This window comes from Niveispirillum irakense DSM 11586, from assembly GCF_000429645.1.
In the GTDB taxonomy this organism is placed as follows: Bacteria; Pseudomonadota; Alphaproteobacteria; order Azospirillales; family Azospirillaceae; genus Niveispirillum; species Niveispirillum irakense.
This window is the reverse complement of record NZ_KE386933.1, coordinates 596606-614780: the sequence shown is the minus strand read 5'-3', so window position 1 is coordinate 614780 and position 18175 is coordinate 596606. Positions and strand designations below refer to the sequence as shown.

Annotated in this window: 16 protein-coding genes; 6 read left to right on the top strand and 10 right to left on the bottom strand. The window is 64.6% G+C overall.

The window, feature by feature from the left end:
• The first annotated feature begins 31 nt into the window (after positions 1-31).
• Together G473_RS27425 and G473_RS0116875 are read left to right on the top strand one after the other, a co-directional pair.
• A complete protein-coding gene (locus tag G473_RS27425; protein ID WP_051330368.1) occupies positions 32-349 on the top strand; it encodes a type II toxin-antitoxin system RelE/ParE family toxin in 318 nt (105 codons plus the stop codon).
• Positions 346-660: an addiction module antidote protein gene (locus G473_RS0116875; protein WP_035707563.1), complete on the top strand. Its 315-nt coding sequence runs from the start codon at positions 346-348 to the stop codon at positions 658-660. Before G473_RS27425 ends, G473_RS0116875 begins: the two co-directional genes overlap by 4 nt.
• A gap of 54 nt (positions 661-714) precedes the next feature.
• On the opposite strand, the gene uvrB is transcribed toward G473_RS0116875, so the two are convergent.
• Both uvrB and G473_RS0116865 read right to left on the bottom strand, forming a co-directional pair.
• Positions 715-2898, bottom strand: coding sequence for an excinuclease ABC subunit UvrB (gene uvrB, locus G473_RS27420; RefSeq protein ID WP_051330464.1), 2184 nt, complete (start codon positions 2896-2898; stop codon positions 715-717).
• A 144-nt stretch (positions 2899-3042) separates the two neighbouring features.
• Positions 3043-3708 (bottom strand): nuclease-related domain-containing protein, encoded by a 666-nt coding sequence (locus tag G473_RS0116865; RefSeq protein WP_029014077.1) that lies wholly within the window; start codon positions 3706-3708, stop codon positions 3043-3045.
• Positions 3709-3883: 175 nt separating this feature from the next.
• Here G473_RS0116865 and G473_RS0116860 point away from each other — a divergent pair, with 175 nt between their 5' ends.
• A complete protein-coding gene (locus tag G473_RS0116860; protein WP_029014076.1) occupies positions 3884-5086 on the top strand; it encodes a pyridoxal phosphate-dependent aminotransferase in 1203 nt (400 codons plus the stop codon).
• Positions 5087-5191: 105 nt separating this feature from the next.
• Here the strand turns inward: G473_RS0116860 and G473_RS0116855 are convergent, their stop codons facing one another.
• The gene (locus tag G473_RS0116855; RefSeq protein ID WP_029014075.1) at positions 5192-5593 is read right to left on the bottom strand and encodes an acyl-CoA thioesterase; all 402 of its coding nucleotides are present in this window, start codon (positions 5591-5593) and stop codon (positions 5192-5194) included.
• A 100-nt stretch (positions 5594-5693) separates the two neighbouring features.
• On the opposite strand from G473_RS0116855, the gene parE reads away from it, so the two are divergent.
• Positions 5694-7685 carry a DNA topoisomerase IV subunit B gene (gene parE, locus G473_RS0116850; RefSeq protein ID WP_029014074.1) on the top strand — a complete coding sequence of 664 codons (1992 nt, stop codon included), beginning with the start codon at positions 5694-5696 and terminating at the stop codon, positions 7683-7685.
• Positions 7686-7901: 216 nt separating this feature from the next.
• On the opposite strand, the gene ykgO is transcribed toward parE, so the two are convergent.
• Both ykgO and G473_RS0116840 read right to left on the bottom strand, forming a co-directional pair.
• A complete protein-coding gene (gene ykgO / locus G473_RS0116845; protein ID WP_029014073.1) occupies positions 7902-8027 on the bottom strand; it encodes a type B 50S ribosomal protein L36 in 126 nt (41 codons plus the stop codon).
• Between the two features lie 149 nt (positions 8028-8176).
• Positions 8177-9148: an SAM-dependent methyltransferase gene (locus G473_RS0116840; RefSeq protein WP_029014072.1), complete on the bottom strand. Its 972-nt coding sequence runs from the start codon at positions 9146-9148 to the stop codon at positions 8177-8179.
• Positions 9149-9593: 445 nt separating this feature from the next.
• On the opposite strand from G473_RS0116840, the gene G473_RS0116835 reads away from it, so the two are divergent.
• Together G473_RS0116835 and ggt are read left to right on the top strand one after the other, a co-directional pair.
• On the top strand, positions 9594-10211 hold the full coding sequence (locus tag G473_RS0116835) for a cold-shock protein (RefSeq protein WP_029014071.1): 618 nt from the start codon (positions 9594-9596) through the stop codon (positions 10209-10211).
• Positions 10212-10518: 307 nt separating this feature from the next.
• Positions 10519-12267, top strand: a complete 1749-nt coding sequence (ggt, locus tag G473_RS0116830; RefSeq protein WP_029014070.1) for a gamma-glutamyltransferase — start codon at positions 10519-10521, stop codon at positions 12265-12267.
• 132 nt (positions 12268-12399) lie between these two features.
• On the opposite strand, the gene G473_RS0116825 is transcribed toward ggt, so the two are convergent.
• The 5 genes from G473_RS0116825 to hemC form a co-directional block, all read right to left on the bottom strand.
• Positions 12400-13398, bottom strand: coding sequence for a cobalamin biosynthesis protein CobD/CbiB (locus tag G473_RS0116825; RefSeq protein WP_029014069.1), 999 nt, complete (start codon positions 13396-13398; stop codon positions 12400-12402).
• Between the two features lie 113 nt (positions 13399-13511).
• Positions 13512-14828, bottom strand: a complete 1317-nt coding sequence (locus G473_RS0116820; RefSeq protein WP_029014068.1) for a heme biosynthesis protein HemY — start codon at positions 14826-14828, stop codon at positions 13512-13514.
• Positions 14825-16396 carry a COG4223 family protein gene (locus G473_RS0116815; protein ID WP_029014067.1) on the bottom strand — a complete coding sequence of 524 codons (1572 nt, stop codon included), beginning with the start codon at positions 16394-16396 and terminating at the stop codon, positions 14825-14827. Before G473_RS0116815 ends, G473_RS0116820 begins: the two co-directional genes overlap by 4 nt.
• 41 nt (positions 16397-16437) lie before the next feature.
• Positions 16438-17151, bottom strand: a complete 714-nt coding sequence (locus tag G473_RS0116810) for a uroporphyrinogen-III synthase (RefSeq protein WP_029014066.1) — start codon at positions 17149-17151, stop codon at positions 16438-16440.
• Positions 17148-18107 (bottom strand): hydroxymethylbilane synthase, encoded by a 960-nt coding sequence (gene hemC, locus G473_RS0116805; RefSeq protein ID WP_035707557.1) that lies wholly within the window; start codon positions 18105-18107, stop codon positions 17148-17150. Before hemC ends, G473_RS0116810 begins: the two co-directional genes overlap by 4 nt.
• Positions 18108-18175: the final 68 nt, after the last annotated feature.

The window sequence follows — 18175 nt, the reverse complement described above, 5'->3', positions numbered from 1 at the left end:
CAATTGTCGCCGTGAGACTACAAACACCCTTGTGACGACGATCAAGCAAACTGAACTTTATGCTAAGTGGTTCCGCAACCTGCGAGACCAGGAGGCGCAGTCCCGCATCGTCATGCGCATTCGCCGCCTTGCAGGCGGCAATGCCGGTGACGCGAAGGCCCTGCGCGGCGGCATCTCGGAACTACGGATCGACTATGGCCCTGGCTATCGGGTCTATTTCACCCGCCATGACAATGGCGCCATCACCATCCTGCTGGCCGGCGGTGACAAGCGAACGCAAAGCGCGGACATTGAAACGGCCATCGCTCTGGCGGCCACACTGGCGCAGAATCGAAAGGACAGACCATGACCAAGGTCACCGCTGCAGATGCCACCCTGTCTGACTGGGATGGGGCCGCTCATCTTGACAGCCCTGAAGCCATCGCCACTCATCTCCGCGTCGCGCTGGAAGAAGGCGATACTGCCCTGGTTGCAGCGGCGCTGAATGACATTGCCCGCGCCCAAGGACTTGCGGATGTGGCATCACGCGCCGGCATCGCCCGCACCAGCCTTTATCGTACCCTGTCCGGCACAGGAGAGCGACTGGAACTCCGCACCCTGATGGCACTGGTCAAGGCCATGGGCCTCAGCCTCAGCGTCGCGCCCAGCCGTCATACTTGAACTGGGTTTGTTTCCTGGCGCCAGCAACCCGGAATACAGGAATATTTAAAAACATCACCGCCGCCGCTTGGTGTTCTTGCCGCCAAACTCGATTCCACCCACTTCCAACCCGCCATCCTTGGTCTTGGCTGCCCCTTTGGTGCGGCCACCCGCCTTCTTTTCTGGCTTGGCCGGGCTGCGGGGGCGTTCGCCCTGGGCGGAGGCGCGGATGGGGGTGGAGCCGGGGGCCAGCCCCAGATCGATTGCCTCCAGCCGGCGGATTTCGTCGCGGATGCGGCCGGCTTCCTCGAATTCCAGGTCCGCCGCCGCTGCGCGCATCTTCTTTTCCAGCTCGGCGATGATGGTCTTGATGTCCTTGCCGGCCAGGGCCATGCCCTCGGCAGCGCCGGCATCCACCTCCACCCGGTCGCCGCGCTCATAGACGCTGCCCAGGATGTCGGCGATGTTCTTCTTCACCGATTCCGGCGTGATGCCATGTTCGGCATTATATTCCAACTGCTTGGCCCGGCGGCGCGCCGTCTCTTCCAGGGCGGCCTTCATGCTGCCGGTTTCCCGGTCAGCATACAGGATGGCCCGGCCTTCCACGTTACGCGCCGCGCGCCCGATGGTCTGGATCAGGCTGGTACGGGAGCGCAGATAACCTTCCTTGTCGGCATCCAGGATGGCGACAAGACCACATTCGGGAATGTCCAGACCCTCACGCAGCAGGTTGATGCCGATCAACACATCAAACACGCCCAGGCGCAAATCCCGGATGATCTCGATACGCTCCAACGTTTCGACATCGGAATGGATGTAGCGAACCTTGATGCCCGCCTCCATCATATATTCCGTCAGCGCCTCCGCCATCTTCTTGGTGAGGGTGGTGACCAGGACGCGCAGGCCCTTGGCGACCACCTCCCGCACCTCCGCCATCACATCATCGACCTGGGTTTCGGTCGGGCGGATGATGACTTCCGGATCGACCAGACCGGTCGGGCGCACCACCTGTTCCACGAACACACCGCCCGTGCGCTCCAGTTCCCAATCGCCGGGGGTAGCGGAAACGAAGACCGTCTGCGGCCGCATCGCCTCCCATTCCTCAAATTTCAGCGGGCGGTTATCGGCGCAGGATGGCAGGCGGAAACCAAAATCCGACAGGGTGGATTTACGCACAAAGTCGCCGCGATACATGCCGCCGATCTGCGGCACCATGACGTGGCTCTCATCCACGATCAGCAGCGCATCCTGGGGCAGATATTCAAACAGGGTCGGCGGCGGCTCCCCCGGATTACGGCCCGACAGGTAGCGGGAATAATTCTCGATCCCGGCGCAGGAGCCGGTAGCCACCATCATTTCGATATCGAAAGTAGTCCGCTGTTCCAGGCGCTGCGCCTCCAGCAGCTTGCCCTGCGCCATGAATTCCTCAAGCCGAACCTTCAGGTCGCGCTTGATCTGTTCCACTGCCTGGAACAGCGTCGGCTTGGGCGTGACATAGTGGCTGTTGGCGAAAATGCGCACCTCTTTCATGGAGATGAGCTTTTCACCCGTCAGCGGGTCAATTTCGTGGATCGCCTCTAATTCATCGCCAAACAGCGACAGCCGCCAGGCGCGATCCTCCAAGTGGGCGGGGAACAGTTCCACCGTATCGCCCCGCACCCGGAACGTTCCGCGACCGAAACCAAGATCGGTGCGGCGATATTGCAGTTCCACCAGCCTTTGCAGGAATTGCTGTCGGTCAAGCCGCTGCCCTACCTGCAACGGTACGGTCATTTCCGTGTAGGTTTCGACCGAGCCGATACCATAGATGCAGGAAACCGAGGCGACGATGATGCAATCCCGCCGCTCCAGCAGCGCGCGGGTGGCGGCGTGGCGCATGCGGTCGATCTGCTCGTTGATCGAGCTTTCCTTCTCAATATAGGTATCGGTGCGCGGGACGTAGGCTTCCGGCTGGTAATAGTCGTAATAGCTGACGAAATATTCCACGGCGTTATTGGGGAAAAAGCTCTTCATCTCCCCATAAAGCTGGGCCGCCAGCGTCTTGTTCGGCGCCAGGATCAGGGTCGGCTTCTGCAAATTCTGGATGACATGGGCCATGGTGAAGGTCTTGCCCGACCCGGTAACGCCCAGCAGCACCTGATCCCGATCACCGTTTTCCAGCCCCTGCACCAGTTCCCCGATGGCGCGCGGCTGGTCGCCGGCAGGCGTATACTCTGAAACGATGGTCAGCGGTTCCAGATAGGGACGTTCCTCCAGCATAACCCGCCAGGACGGGTTCTGAGGGACGGGCATGGCGGCAGCTTCGGTCGGGTTCTGGCTCATGGCCGGTAATCTATGCCGCCCGACCCGCTTGTGGAAGGGGGGATGATCCGGTTTTGTTCACGATAATTGCGCAGGCCACCCCTATCGGCGCTTGGCTTTACCGCCCTGTTCGGCAGCGCTCTGTTTCAAAGCCTGGGAAATACTCTCCCACGCCGCATCCATTGCCTGATTGCTTGCACCATCCTCCGCCGCCATCTCCCTGATCTGGCGAACCAGATCATCCGGCGTGGCACAACTGCGCGGGGGGCGGCCTTCAAAACTGACCGTGTTGGGAAAAACACACAGCACCCGCACCCGCACCAGCGGGAATCGCGACCGGATGGCGCTGATCAGCGGGTGAAGCTGGACCACGGGGTTCACGATACTCCCGACCGAATGATCGGCCCGCAGATAGCGCCACCGCCCCATATTCGGATTGCAGCGGGGCGTGCCCACGGCATCGGCGGGGCCCGACATGATCAGCAGGATGCTGGTCGGCAGGCGCATGACATGGTCGATGCGTGTGACGCCGGATTTGGTGCCGCCGATGGTGATGTCGTTCAGCAGCGGATAGGAGAGCTCATCCAGCTCCATGCGGCGCTTGAACAGCTCTGCATTATATTGCCGGCTGGACAGCTTCTTGTATTTGCGCGGCCGGATGGACAGGGCGAAGGTGGCCATCAAGGTGATGACCACCAGCATGATCGCCGTCAGGGTGACCAGATCGACGACTGAAATCCCCAGGGAATTGGCAATATCCGTCAGCATGCTTTGGGAAATATCGTAAAGCGCCCCCCTTTGTCACGGGGTGGTGACAGGGGTAGGTTTAACCACCCTTGCCCAAAACGCGCCCGTCCCATCCCAATCGCGTGCTTGAAGCGCAATGACAGGGGGCTTTAAGGTCCGTGCCCGGTCATAAACCGTCCCAACCAGGGGAAAATAAATGTCGTTCCTTGCCGACCGCCTGTCCCGCATCAAGCCGTCGCCGACCATCGCGGTGACCAGCAAGGCCCGCGCGCTGAAAGCCGCCGGGCGTGATGTGATCGGCCTGGGTGCTGGCGAACCTGACTTCGACACGCCGGAAAATATCCGGGCTGCCGGTATCCGCGCCATCGAACAGGGCCAGACCCGTTACACCGATGTGGACGGCACGCCCGATCTGAAAAAGGCGATCTGCGCCAAGTTCGCGCGCGAGAACGGCCTGACCTACACCCCGGATCAGGTGACCGTGGGCGTGGGCGGCAAGCAGGTGCTGTACAATGCCCTGATGGCCACCCTGAATGCAGGGGACGAGGTGATCATCCCCGCCCCCTACTGGGTGTCTTACCCGGATATGGTGCTGCTGGCGGAAGGCACGCCCGTCTCCGTCCCCTGCCCGGCCGAAAATGGCTTCAAGCTGCAGCCGGCCGATCTGGAAGCCGCCATCACGCCCAAGACCAAGTGGCTGATCCTGAACAGCCCCTCCAACCCGACGGGGGCTGCCTACACGGCGGATGAGCTGAAGGCCCTGGGCGACGTGCTGCTTCGCCACGCCCATGTCTACATCATGACCGACGATATGTATGAACATCTGGTCTATGATGATTTCACGTTCACCACCATCGCCCAGGTGGTGCCCGCCCTTTATGACCGCACGCTGACGGTCAATGGCGTGTCCAAAGCCTATTCGATGACCGGCTGGCGTATCGGCTATGCCGCTGGGCCCAAGGCGCTGATCAAGGCCATGGGCGTGATCCAGAGCCAGTCCACCAGCAACCCGACCAGCATTTCCCAGGCCGCCGCCGTGGAAGCGCTGAACGGCCCGCAGGACTTCATCAAGGAACGCGCAGGCGTGTTCCAGAAGCGCCGCGATCTGGTGGTGTCGATGCTGAACCAGGCCAACGGCCTGCACTGCCCCAATCCGGAAGGCGCCTTCTACGTCTATCCGTCCTGCGCTGGCACCATCGGCAAGACGGCCCCCACCGGCAAGGTGATCGAGACGGACGAGGATTTCGCCGCCGAGCTGCTGGAAGCCGAAGGCGTGGCCGTGGTGCATGGTGCCGCCTTCGGCCTGTCGCCTTTCTTCCGCATCTCCTATGCCACCAGCACGGAAGTGCTGGAAGAAGCCTGCACGCGCATCCAGCGCTTCTGCGGCAGCCTGAAGTAAGCAGACCCTCGGGTCTTTGACGGAAAAGGCCGGGGGCGGCAACACCCCCGGCCTTTTTCATTCATGAAGCCCGCTGGAAGAGGGGGGCCGTTCCGGCCCTGTCCATCACACCGTCTGGGCTTGCGGCACCACGGGACGGGGGCGGCCATCCTTGTCGATGGCGACATAGGTGAAGACGCCTTCCGTCACCTTATAGGCCGTACCGTCGATCTTGCGCACCCAGACATCAATCCGTACGCGGATGGAGGTGCGGCCGATACGTTCGACTTCCGTGTAGCAGTTAACCTCATCGCCCACGCTGACGGGGCGGTGGAACTTCATCGCCTCCACGCCCACCGTGGCGACGGGGCCACGGGCAAGGCGGTTGGCGGGGGCAGCGCCGGCAAGGTCCATCTGCGACATGACCCAGCCGCCGAACACGTCGCCATTGCCATTCAAATCCTTGGGCATCGCGAAGGTTCGTGAGGTGGGGGCGTCGCGTTCAAAATCAGGTGTTTTCTCAGACATCACTGCCCTCCCAGGGCAAACTACAAAATATGGTGGCATATATCGTTCGGAGATACTGCATCTCCTTGAACCTTGGCGTTCCCCCTCCCTATAATGGGGCATGAGCGATCTGTTTCAGAATACCGCCGTCAAGCAGGACAGCTATTCCGCCCAGGACATCGAAGTTCTGGAGGGGCTGGAACCCGTGCGCCGCCGCCCCGGCATGTATATTGGCGGCACCGATGAACGCGCCCTGCACCATCTGGTGGCGGAGGTGCTGGACAACGCCATGGACGAGGCGGTGGCGGGACACGCCAACCGCATCGAACTGGACCTTGCCGCCGATGGCACGGTGACGGTGCGCGACAATGGGCGCGGCATCCCCACCGATGAACATCCCAAGTATCCCGGCAAATCCGCGCTGGAGGTGATTTTCACCACCCTGCATTCCGGCGGCAAATTCTCCGGCAAGGTCTATGCCACCTCTGGCGGTCTGCATGGCGTCGGCTCTGCCGTCGTCAACGCGCTCTCCGACCGGCTGCATGTGGAGGTGGCGCGCGACCGTCAGCTTTGGGTGCAGAGCTTTTCCCGCGGCTTGCCGCTGGGGCCGCTGGCCAGTGGCGGGGCGGTGCAGAACCGGCGCGGCACCACGGTCAGCTTCCACCCGGATGCGGAGATTTTTGGCGCTGATGCCCAGTTCAAGCCGGAACGGCTTTACCGGCTCTGCCGCTCCAAGGCCTATCTCTACCGTGGCGTGGAAATCCGCTGGAGCTGTGATCCGGCCCTGCTGCCGCCGGGCAGCGAGGTGCCGGCGGCAGAGGTGCTGCATTTCCCCAATGGCCTGCTGGATTATCTGACCGGCAGCCTGAAAAGCCGCGCCACCGTGACGCCCAACCCGTTCGCCGGGCAGGCGGATTTCCCCGGTGATGCCGGGCGGGTGGAATGGGCGGTGGCTTGGCCGGAAGATGACGAAGGTTTCAGCCACACCTATTGCAACACCATCCCCACGCCGCTGGGCGGCACGCATGAGTTGGGCCTGCGCGGGGCGCTGACCCGCGCCATCAAGGGCTATGGCGACCTGCTGGGCAATAAGCGCGCCGGCACCATCACTGCCGATGATGTGATGGAAGGGGCCATGGTGCTGCTCTCCGTCTTCATCCGCGATCCGCATTTCCAGGGCCAGACCAAGGAACGGCTGGTGAATGCGGAGGCGCAGAAGCTGACCGATGCCGCCATCAAGGACCATTTTGACCATTGGCTTTCCGGGTCCCCCGATGCGGCCAAGGCCCTGATCGAACGGCTGATCGAAAAGGCGGATGAGCGGGCGCGCAAGAAGGCGCAGAAGGAGATGGCGCGCAAGACGCCCACCCGCCGCCTGCGCCTGCCCGGCAAGCTGGCCGATTGTTCGCGCCAGAGTGCGGAAGATACCGAGATTTTCATCGTCGAGGGTGATTCGGCCGGCGGTTCAGCCAAGCAGGCGCGCCGCCGCGACACCCAGGCCATTCTGCCCCTGCGCGGTAAGATCCTGAACGTGGCCTCGGCCAGCGTGGACAAGCTGCGGGGCAATCAGGAACTGGCCGATCTGGCCCAGGCGCTGGGCTGCGGCACCGGCAAGGATTTCAGCGTCGACAAGCTGCGGTACGAGCGCGTCATCATCATGACCGACGCCGACGTGGACGGCGCGCACATCGCCTCGCTGCTGATGACCTTCTTCTATCGGGAGATGCCGGGCCTGATCCAGCAGGGACACCTCTATCTGGCCCTGCCCCCGCTCTACCGCATCGCCGGCGGCGGCAAGGTGCAATATGCGCGCGACGACGCGCATAAGGACCAGTTGATGCGCACCACCTTCAAGAATGTGAAGGGCAAGATCGAGATCAGCCGCTTCAAGGGCCTGGGTGAAATGCCCCCGGCCCAATTGAAGGAAACCACAATGGACCCGCAGAAGCGCATGCTGCTGCGGGTGGTGGTACCGGACCTGCGCGACCCGGATCAGAAGGATGATGCGGAAGCGACCAAGGGGCTGGTGGAAAGCCTGATGGGCCGGAAGCCGGAACTGCGGTTCAAATTCATCACCGAGAATGCGAAATTCGCCCAGGATCTGGACGTCTGATCCCAAAGCCTGCTCTTTCACCGTCCCCCTGAAAAGGTGAGTTGACGGTGAAAGATGGCCAGTAGAAGTCATCTGGGCTCAGCAATCGCCTTTCGGCCCGACTAATCCTGACAGCCGCCACGGAACGCGAAGCCCAGAAATGCGAAAACCGCGCCAAGAGGCGCGGTTTCAGCATACCGGGATGTTTACACATCCCGGCCAACCCGACCCGGTTGATCAGCCCTGGCGAGCCTTGAAACGCGGGTTCAGCTTGTTGATGACGTAGACGCGGCCCTTGCGGCGGATGACGCGGCAAGCCTTGTGGCGGGTCTTCATCGACTTCAGCGAATTGACGATCTTCATGATTTAGGTGCTCGGCGCTGGCTGCATTCTTTGCGAGGCGCGGAACATAGTCGCTACGCCCTGTTCTGTCAACCAACCCGCCCCCTGCATTGCCGCAAACCCCGTCTGCACCGGCTCTGGGGCCGTCTGCTGTCCGCTCAGGCCTGGATTCAGGCCAGTTCAGGGGGTTTCATCGCATAGAATCGATAGTAGCGCAGGCCCGATGACAAGGCGGCGACGCGGCGGGCCCACATTTCCACCTCCTCCACCACCGCCAGTTTCGTCTCCCGCTCCATCGACACGGTTTCCAGGTGGCGGACCAGATTCTGGATCGCGTTCAGGATCAGGCTGCGCTGGGTGTCGGAATTATCCTCTGCGATGCGCAGCTCGATATTCCGCTGGGCCAGCGCGCTCACATATTGCTCCACCGTCCAGGGACAGGGCTCCACCGGCTCCGCCGCCAGCCAGCCATCATAATCCCGGCCCCGGACCTGATCCCGCTCGATCACATAATCCGTAAAGAGCAATTGCCCGCGCGGCTTCAACGCCGCCTCGATGGCGTCGATCATCCCATCCTTGTTGCGAACCGTATAAAAAGCTTCTTTGGAGAAGACGGCATCAACCCGCTTGGTCCAGGAGAAATTCTCCATGTCGCAGGTCTGGACCGGCGCCTGACGGGCAAGGCCCGCTTTCTGCGACCGCATCATGCCGGCTTCCGCCAGCACCGGGTTCGGCTCTACGCCCGTGACCCAGGTTCCATATTGTTGCGCCATCACCCGGCTGGCCCCACCCAGGCCGGCGCCAATATCCAGCACGCTCATCGCCGGGTTCAGGCCAAGGGGCTTTACAATGGTGGGGATGAACTCCTCCCCTCCAGGGCTCGAGAATCCCTCACCCCAGATCTTCTCCACAACCTGGATTCGGGTCGGGCTCCAGAGCGGTTTTCCCCGCCGGTTCGTATGCCGGCCGGCGGCACCAGCCTGTCCGCCCTCATGGCTGTCACTATGGCCACTCAGCCCGCCATCCACGCCGGCAGACCGACGACGATGGGACAGGTCATAGCCCTCCCACCAGGCGAGGAAGCGGTCCTTAAGAGTGAGAGCCGTATCTGCCATATCGTCCGAGGCGGGGGGCGCAGCCATGCGGGTTCCGGGAAAATCACCGCTGTTTCCAGGTTGGACGGGAGCTTAACCCTTATGAGCGCCGCGCGAAACAGTCTTGCTGTGGCGAATGGGCAACGGTTAACGATTTAGTCAGGATTTTCACGTAATAGTCCCATGTTGCAACGGTACACACAATTCCTAGTGCCTGTTCGTAAGCTGTTGGTCTGAATGTCAGGAAACATGTTTATCCTGCCATGCGTGAGCCGCGTGACGGGGCGCTGAGACCTGTCATCCTTCCGTGGCAAGATGCGGCTTTGATAGTGCATCTGATGGTTAGACGGTGTAGTGTTCAATTCGGGGTGGCTGCTCGGCAGCCGGTATAAACGGGATTTTGGTTCCCGTTCGCTGCCGGTACGGGTACTGTCCTTGCAGCCGGACCACCGGTGAAGTTCCTGACACTTTCGACAGTCGAGTTCGAGACCACATGTACGAGCGCCGTTCTCCGCAGAGCCCGCAGATCACCCGCCGGGGCGTCAACGCCACCGTCAAATGGTATAACCCCACGAAGGGCTTCGGCTTCGTGACCCTCTCCGATGGGTCGCCCGATGCCTTCCTGCATGCCTCGGTCGTGCAGGCTGTCGGCCATGACAGCCTGGCCGATGGCACGACGATCGTTTGCGATCTGTCCCAGGGCCAGAAGGGTCCGCAGGTCGCTTCCATCCAGAGCGTCGACACCTCGACGGCCCAGGCTCCGCGCCGCAGCCCCGGTGGCTTCGGCGGCGGTGATCGCTTCGGCGGTGGGGACCGTTTCGGCGGCGACCGCTTCGGTGGCGACCGTTACGGCGATGCCCCGCGCGCTCCGCGCGCTGTGCGTTCGTTCGACAACGGCCCGACGGAAACCATTGAAGGCGTGGTGAAGTTCTTCTCCGCCGACAAGGGCTTCGGTTTTGTGACCCCCGATGGTGGTGGGAAGGACGTTTTCGTCCACATCACCGCGCTGGAACGCTCCGGTGTCCGCGCGCTCACGCCTGAGCAGCGCGTCCGCCTGCACACCAGCATGGGCCAGAAGGGTCCGCAGGCCAACAAGGTTGAAGTTCTCTAATAACCTTGTCTTACTTTTTGACCTGAGGCTCTGCGTCACAGGTGCTTGAAGTTGATATGGGGGGAGCTGCCCCGGCGGGCGGCGCCCCCCATATTCGTTGCGACTTTCATACGGTCGTAACCATTGCTCTGCCGGCGCGTTTGGTCTCCGTGCCGGATTCGGGAAGTGGAAAAATGCCACTCCCTGCCGTTCCTTTGTTGCATCGCAGCGCCGCGCGGGGTCACGATAGGGGTCAACCATTCCCCTCCCCCGCACCGGGCCGCCCATGCTGACGAACCTTGCGCCATCCCCCTCCAGGTATTGCCGCTTGAAACAGGGTCTGCTGGCGGGTATGGCCGCCTTCTTCCTGTTTTCATCCTCCATCGGCTGGGCCCAGCAGGCCCCGGAGCCGGGGTCGGCCCATGCGGCCAAGGCACTTGTCACCGCACAGCACCATATGGTGGTTGCCGCCAATCCGCTGGCTGTCGAAGCCGGGCGGGAAATGTTGCGCCGCGGCGGCACGGCAGTGGATGCCGCCATCGCGACACAGCTTGTCCTGGGGCTGGTAGAGCCACAATCTTCCGGCCTGGGTGGCGGCAGCTTTATGGTGCTGGCCGAGCCGGGCGGGCACATCACCACCTATGACGGCCGGGAAATGGCGGGTGCGGGCGTAACGCCGACCCTTTTCCTGGGGGCGGATGGTCAACCGCTGAAATTTTTCGATGCTTTGAAGAAGGGGCGCGCTGTTGGGGTGCCAGGTCTGGTCGCCATGATGGCGCAGGCCCATGCCGCGCATGGCAAATTGCCCTGGGCGGACCTGTTCGCACCGGCGATCCGGCTGGCGGAGGCTGGTGTTCCAGCACAGCCCCGCATGGTGGAGGTGCTGACGGAATGGCGCAAGTTCCTGGCCGATAATCCTGATCTGGTCCGCACCTACTATAATGACGGCGCCGGCCCGCCCTCTTTGGGCCAGGTATTGCCCATGAAGGAACAGGCCATCACTCTGCGCCTGCTGGCCCAGGCGGGTCCTGAAGCCTTCTATCGCGGCCCTATTGCCAAGGCCATCACCGACCGTGTGGCGGCTGCCGCCGGACCGGACGGCCCGCCGGTCATCACCATGGCGGATTTCGCCGCCTATCGCGCGGTGGAGCGGGAGGGGGTTTGCATCGCCTATCGCGTCTGGCGCGTCTGTGGCATGGGGCCGCCCTCAGCCGGGGGCGTCGCCGTTTTGCAGATTTTGGGCATGCTGTCCTCCCACGACATGGCGGACCTGGGCAAGGACAGTCCGGAGGCCTGGCACCTGTTGATGGAGGCCAGCCGACGCGCCCATGCGGATAGAGAGGCCTGGATCGGCGACCCCGATCATGTCAGCGTTCCGACCAGCGGCCTGCTGGACAGGCGCTATATCGCTGACCGTGGCGCCAGCATCAACCCCGCGCAGGCCAGCGCGGGCAAGGTGGCCCCTGGCACGCCCCCAACCCGGCATGGCGCCTTGCATTATGGGCAGGGCACGGGGCCGGACATGCCTTCCACCACCCATCTCTCCATTGTGGATGATGCGGGGCGCATGGTTTCCATGACCAGTTCGGTGGAATTCGCCTTCGGGTCGGGCCTGATCGCAGGCGGCATGGTGCTGAACAATGAATTGACCGATTTTTCCTTCATCCCCGTCCAGGATGGGGCGACGGTCGCCAATGCGCCGGGACCGGGCCGGCGCCCCCGCTCCTCCATGTCACCCATGGTGGTGTTTGATGCCGAAGGCCGTCCGGTGGTGGCTGTCGGCTCTCCCGGCGGCAGCGCCATTATCGGGTATGTGGCCCAGGCCCTGGTCGCCATGCTGGATTGGAACCTGGACCCGCAGCAGGCGATCAACCTGCCCATCCTGTTGAACCGGAACGGCGCCACCCAAGTAGAGGCCGTGCCGGCCGCCGATGCGTTGGCCAGCGCCCTGACCGCCATGGGCCATCAGGTGAAGCGGGAGACAATCAATAGCGGCCTGCATGCCATCCGCTGGTCACCCGATGGCTGGCAGGGCGGTGCCGATCCCAGGCGTGACGGGGTGGCGCTGGGGGATTAAAGGCCGCTGGTAAAATGTCCCATCGCGGCCGCTAGAGCCGTGTGCGTTTAATCGGAAACGCACACGGCTCTAAGCCCTTGTTCAGCGAGCAGATTCACGCTCCAAAGCGATTCCGCTTTTCCGCGATCTGCTCTAAGTCCATAATTGGTAATGCACCGCAACACCGGCGCCCATCACAAGGCACGCCATGATAAGTGCCGCGACGATGTAAAGGGCCATGGCGACGCGCAGGTCGCGCGCCAGGGCCCGGGCCCGGCCATCGCCGATCCACGGTTCCTTGACCACCATCTCCCCTTCCCGGCGGGGACCGCCAAGGGCGAGGTCAAGGATACCCGCGACCGCTGCCACAGGCAGCGCCATCGTTCCCCAGGGGTGGCGCCGCGCCGCCTTCACCCCCCGCACCCCGGCCAGCGCCTTGCCATGGGGAACAAAGCTGGCGGCCAGCAAAAGCGCCAGGACCGCCAGCAACATGGCGGGAAAGCCGGCGATGCGCTGTAACTGCCGGGCGACGGCACCGAAATAGCGGAAGCGTGGCACATCATGGCCAATGATGCGGGCCACCCCATCAATGGCCGCCCAGCCCAGCAGACCGGCAAGGCCAAACAGCGCGTACCAGAAAGCCGGGGCCACCATCCCACAGGCAAAGCGCAGGGCCATGCCCTCCACCGCCGCGCGCACAACACCATGGTGATCCAGGCTCCAGCATTGGCGGTCGGTCAAAGGGGCCACGGCATCGCGCGCCGCTTCCAGATTGCCGGCCTCCAGCGCACCCAGCGTGCGCCCCATCACGGCCCAGGGCAAGCGCAGCGTGACGGCACGGAACAGCACCAGCAGTTCCAGCACGGCCCCGAACCGCACAGACCGCGCAACAAAGGACAGGGCCAAGCCCAACAGAATAGCAAGCGCCACCAGGCCCAGCGCCGTCAGGGCCCCACGCAGCCGCCGGGTGGAATCGGTGCGGTCGATCCGGTTCAACCGCCGGTCCAGCCGTGCGGTGATGGTGGCGAAGAGTGTGGCCGGTGCCGGAAGCAAACGGGCCAGCCATCGCGCATCCCCGATGCAGGCATCCAGGATCATGGCGATGATCAACAGCAACAGGGCATCCACCCCGCCGGAAAAAGGCAACAGCATGGCGACCCCTTGATGGAAGGCACCGACAGGGCCTGGCCCCCTCTGTACCCACCGGCACCCTCACCCGCCCTGACCCGCCGCACGGGGGCAGGACGGGGCGCTACCCAGGCGTTTTACAGGCTGGAAGCCGCTGGCGGCAAGGCAGCACCCGGCTTGCGCCAGGCGATGCTGTCAAAGCTGCCACAGGCAGAGCAGACGGCATGCCACTGCTCATGCGCGACGCCGCAATTACCGCAAATCCAGGTGGGATCGGGATCGGCGCTCGCCACACGCGCCAGCCACGCGCTGACCTGCGGTCCCTCCCCATGTTCGGCCCGCGCCAGTTCCGCCAGCAGCCGGTACGTCGCGGCAGTGGGATCGGTTGCAACGGCCTGATCCAGATGGTTACGGGCCACACCCCACAGCCGCGCCTTGATGGCCGCCGCCGCCAACCCGCGATGGGCATCGGCAGAGGTCGGCGATAAGGCCAGCAGCGCCTCGTACCGTTTCACCAGATCCAACGGCTGCTGCTTGGGCGCGGTTTCGCCCCAGGCGGCGGCCAGATCGGGATGCGGGGCGAGCCGCCATGCCTGTTCCAGCACTTTTGTCGCCTTGCCATGCTGGCCGGATGCCGCCCGCAGACGGGCCAACTGGGCCGCCGCCGGCACCCGCGCGGGGTCGAGATCGAAGGCCGATTGGGCGGCCTGAAGCGCTGCTTCCGGCCGGCCGGCCGCGGCGGCACTCCGGCTTTCCTCGATCAGCAGGGCCGCCCGGCGATGGCGGGCGGTGTCCTTGTCCAAGGCCTTGGTCTTCTGGGCCCTGGCCAGGGCGCTGTCCGCTTCCAGCCAGTTGCCGCTGGCGGCTTCCAGTTCGGCCAGGGCAGCGGCAGGCCATTGCGCCTTGGGGTGCAGCGCCTGGGCGCGGCGGGCATAGTCCAGCGCCGCCGCGCGGTCACCCCGGCGCATCGCCTGATTAAGCAGGCCGCGCAGGCCCAGCAGTTCCGTTTCCTTGCGGTTCAGCATGGCCTTGAAATAGGTGGTGGCCGCACCATCATCGCCCTGCAACTGGGCCGCCTGGGCCGAGAGAAGCAGGGTCAGCGGCGGCTCATCCAGCAGGGATTCGGCCTTCGCGGCATGGCGCTTCGCCGCTTCCGCGTCGCCAGCCGCCACCGCCACCATGCCCTGGGTCAAGGCCCGATAGCCCTGTTCCCGCTTGCGGGCATCGCGGCGCCTGCCCATCGCCTGCGGTCCACCGCGCACGGCCCGCCAGAACCGGTATAGCAGCGCCACCACGCCCATGATCAACAGCATGATGGCGAAAGCCAGCGCCACCGGCAGGTCGATGACATAGCCCAGCCATTCCACCGTCATCCGGCCCGGCTGCTGCGCCAGCCAGACGGCGGCAGCAACCAGGATGCCCAGCTTGATGAAGAAAAGGATCGACTTCTTCATTGCGGCTGCTCCTCCCCACCGCTCAGGCGGGACAGGGTCAGTTCCGACAGACGGGAAGCGGCCTGATCAGCGGCGACACGGGCCTGCGCCTGGGCCAGCCAGGGGGCCGCAACTGTTGCCGCCGGCCCCTGCATCTGCCCCACCTCGGCCACGGCCTGGGCGATATCGCCCTTGGCCAGGGCGGCTTCGGCGCGGGCCAGCAGGGCATCGGCCCCGTCCCCCGCCACATCGCCATCGGCACGGCGTACCGTGATGATGCTGGACAGGCGGCCCAAGGCCTGATCCGTCCAGCTTGCGTCGCTACGGGTACGGTCAGCCCGGAGAATTTCCGGCGCCAGATCCCGGAATTGCTGATGCAGGGCGACATCGCCCGTCAGTCCTGTGCCTGCCGAGGCCTCCAGCGGCGCCAGTTCGGCCTGCAGCGCGGGCTGATCGGCAGCCAGGACCTTCACCGCCCGCAATTCCCGCTCATACGGGCGGCCGGAAACCAGGGCTGAATGCAGCCGGCCGATGGCCACCACCAGCCCTTCCCCGGCGGACGCCTGCTGACGCCGGCTCTCCAGCGCCTGGACCCGTTCCGTCAGGGCCAGAATCTGTTCCCGCAGCCCCACCTGCCCTTCCGCAAGGGAGGAAAGGCCGCCTGCCTGTTGCTCCAGCGCGGCGATCCGCTCGGTTACCGGGGCCAGATCCGCGGGCTCCTGGCCGGGGGCCTGTTCCAGCCGGTCCAGGCGTGCCGCGAGATCGCGCTGGGCTTGCAGCAGTGGCTCCAGGTCGGGCAAAGCCGGGCCTGAATCCGGGGCGGCTGGTGCCGGCATGGCTGGGGCCGCCTCCCCCATCTCCGGGGCGGGGGATGGGGGCGTGGGCTGTGCCTCCAGCGCGGCCAACCGGGCCGTCAGGGCGACCAGCGCATCCCGGTTGCTGGCATTCGCGGCTTTCTGTGCGGCCAGTTCGGTTTGCAGGGGCTCTATATCCACGACCGGGGCCGGTGCTTCCTGCGCGGGCGCCACAGACCGCATCATCTGCCATTGGCCATAACCGGCCACACCCAATGCCGCCAGCGAGAGGATGAAGGCCGTACCGGCCAGCCCCTTGCCACCGCTGCGCGGCGGCGGCGCCAGGCTGGCCGGCTTGGTCGAGGCGGAACCGGTCGTGCTGGCGGCTGGCTTGACGCTTGCGGCAGCAGGCGGGGGCGGCGGAAGCGGTGGCGGGGCGGCCTGGGCCTTGTCGGCGGGCTTTTCCAGCTTGGCCGCCAATTCCTTTTCCATTTCCGCCAGACCGCGCCGTTCCTGTTCAGACAGGTCGGCATCGCGCAGGACGGCAGCGTCGATTTCCACAGAAGTCAGGGCGATGCCGTGGGCGGCGGCGGCAGTGGCAAGATCACCGGCATGGCGCTGGGGAATAAATCCACGCTTGCGCCATCCCTGCACCTCGTCCACCTGCAATCCCAGCTTGCCGGCCATCGGCCGGACGCCGCCGAACCGATCGATGATGGTATCCGTCGCCAGCGCGCGCGCGCTTTCAGCCGGTGAGCCAGACGCACCACCATCCCGGTTCATTTCATCCGCCATTGATCCTCCTTGTCCTGCTGTTGGGAACCCGGAGCCCGTGTTCAGGGTGCCGGGGGCAGCAGGGCCAACAGACTGTCGGCATCGGGCGATGCCGCAATTTCTACCCGTCGCCAGGAAAGGCCGGATGCGGCCTCGGCAACGGCGTTGCTGATACACAGCGCGGTCAGGCCATGCACCGCTTCCACCATTTCGGCCTGACACGCCAAGGTAACAAAGGCGCGCGCGGTACGGGCGGAAAAAAGCAGCACATGGGTTATGTCACCAGCCGCCAAGGCCGCCACCGTACCGGCATCCAGGTGCCGGACGGGGACGGCGCGATAGGCGACATGCCGTTCCACCTGCAGGTTGCCGGGGCGGAGCAGCGACGCCAGATCGCCCGCCACATCCGCCCCACAGATGTGCAGCAAACGGCCTTCACTGGCCGGCGGTTCCGTCAGGATCAGGCGGGCCAGATCATGAATATCGCCACCGGCACTGCGCACGGAGGCGAAACCCGCCGCCAAGGCCATATCGGCCGTGCGATCCCCCACCGCGTAAACCGGCAAATCGCGCTGCCCGATCAGGCCCTCCAGCGCCCGCACCCCGTTGGGGGAGGTGAGGACAAGCGCCGCCACGCCCGCCAGATCGGGCGGCGGGGTTAATACCCCCTCCACCTCCAGCAGGGGGCATGAATGAACGCTGTATCCGCGCGCCGCCAGAAAGGCCGTGGTTTCGCTGGCCGCCGGTTCCGGCCGGGTAACAAGGATGCCCGTCACACCACGGGCTCTTGCGCCATCGCCTCGGCCCCTTTGAAGAAGTCCGAAGGCAGCATGGATTTCAGTTCATTGCCGGCATCAATGCCCATGGCGGCAGCATCGCTGATAGCCCCCGTACGGGCGGTGACGAACCATTGCTGTCCATTGGGGCGGATGACCAGCGCCTGCACGGACAAGGCCGCCCCGGATATCAGCGCCAGGGCCGCGATAGGCGTGCGGCAGGACCCGTCCAGCGTCGCCAGAACACCCCGTTCCGCCGCCACGCGGGCCGCCGTCGCCGGGCAGTTCAGCGCCATGACATATCGGTTCACGCGGTCATCATTGATCCGCGTCTCGATCCCGATGGCCCCCTGGGCCACGGCGGGCAGCATCACATCCGGCTCGATCACACTGGTGACCCGGTCGGCCAGCCCCAGGCGCCGCATGCCGGCCATGGCCAGCAGGGTGGCGTCCACCTGCCCTTCCTCCAGCTTGCGCAGACGGGTCTGCACATTGCCGCGGAAGGGCACCACGCGCAGGTCGGGCCGGCGCATCAGCACCAGGGCCTGACGGCGCAGGCTGGCGGTGCCCACCACACTGCCGGCCGGCAGATCATCCAGCGTGGCCGCCTTAAAGCTGATCCAGCCGTCGCGGTGATCCTCACGCGGCAGCAGGGCGCTGATGCTCAACCCATCGGGCAGCCAGGTCGGCACATCCTTCATGGAATGGACGGCCAGATCGACCCGGCCATCCAGCAGCGCATCCTCAATCTCTTTGGTGAAGAGACCTTTGCCGCCGGCAGCCATCAGGGTGCGGTCCTGGATACGGTCCCCTTCTGTTTTGAAGGTGACAATCTCCACCGCGCCGGGCTCGGCGAGTTCGGGGAACAGGGCGGCCAGACGGTCGCGGGTTTCGTGGGCCTGCGCCAGCGCCAGCGGGCTGCCGCGCGTGCCGATGCGGATGAGGGCAGTATTCATACCCGCCTCAATATCCTTGAATGGCTTCGGAGGGAAGCCTCCCTTGCCGTGACAGCCCCTGACGACTA

Bases quoted from the DNA above. Each gene is read 5' to 3' on its own strand.
- G473_RS0116875 (WP_035707563.1), top strand. From the start codon at position 346: ATGACCAAGGTCACCGCTGCAGATGCCACCCTGTCTGACTGGGATGGG.
- uvrB (WP_051330464.1), bottom strand. From the start codon at position 2,898: ATGCTGGAGGAACGTCCCTATCTGGAACCGCTGACCATCGTTTCAGAG.
- G473_RS0116865 (WP_029014077.1), bottom strand. From the start codon at position 3,708: ATGCTGACGGATATTGCCAATTCCCTGGGGATTTCAGTCGTCGATCTG.
- G473_RS0116860 (WP_029014076.1), top strand. From the start codon at position 3,884: ATGTCGTTCCTTGCCGACCGCCTGTCCCGCATCAAGCCGTCGCCGACC.
- G473_RS0116855 (WP_029014075.1), bottom strand. From the start codon at position 5,593: ATGTCTGAGAAAACACCTGATTTTGAACGCGACGCCCCCACCTCACGA.
- parE (WP_029014074.1), top strand. From the start codon at position 5,694: ATGAGCGATCTGTTTCAGAATACCGCCGTCAAGCAGGACAGCTATTCC.
- ykgO (WP_029014073.1), bottom strand. From the start codon at position 8,027: ATGAAGATCGTCAATTCGCTGAAGTCGATGAAGACCCGCCACAAGGCT.
- G473_RS0116840 (WP_029014072.1), bottom strand. From the start codon at position 9,148: ATGGCTGCGCCCCCCGCCTCGGACGATATGGCAGATACGGCTCTCACT.
- G473_RS0116835 (WP_029014071.1), top strand. From the start codon at position 9,594: ATGTACGAGCGCCGTTCTCCGCAGAGCCCGCAGATCACCCGCCGGGGC.
- G473_RS0116825 (WP_029014069.1), bottom strand. From the start codon at position 13,398: ATGCTGTTGCCTTTTTCCGGCGGGGTGGATGCCCTGTTGCTGTTGATC.
- G473_RS0116820 (WP_029014068.1), bottom strand. From the start codon at position 14,828: ATGAAGAAGTCGATCCTTTTCTTCATCAAGCTGGGCATCCTGGTTGCT.
- G473_RS0116815 (WP_029014067.1), bottom strand. From the start codon at position 16,396: ATGGCGGATGAAATGAACCGGGATGGTGGTGCGTCTGGCTCACCGGCT.
- hemC (WP_035707557.1), bottom strand. From the start codon at position 18,107: ATGAATACTGCCCTCATCCGCATCGGCACGCGCGGCAGCCCGCTGGCG.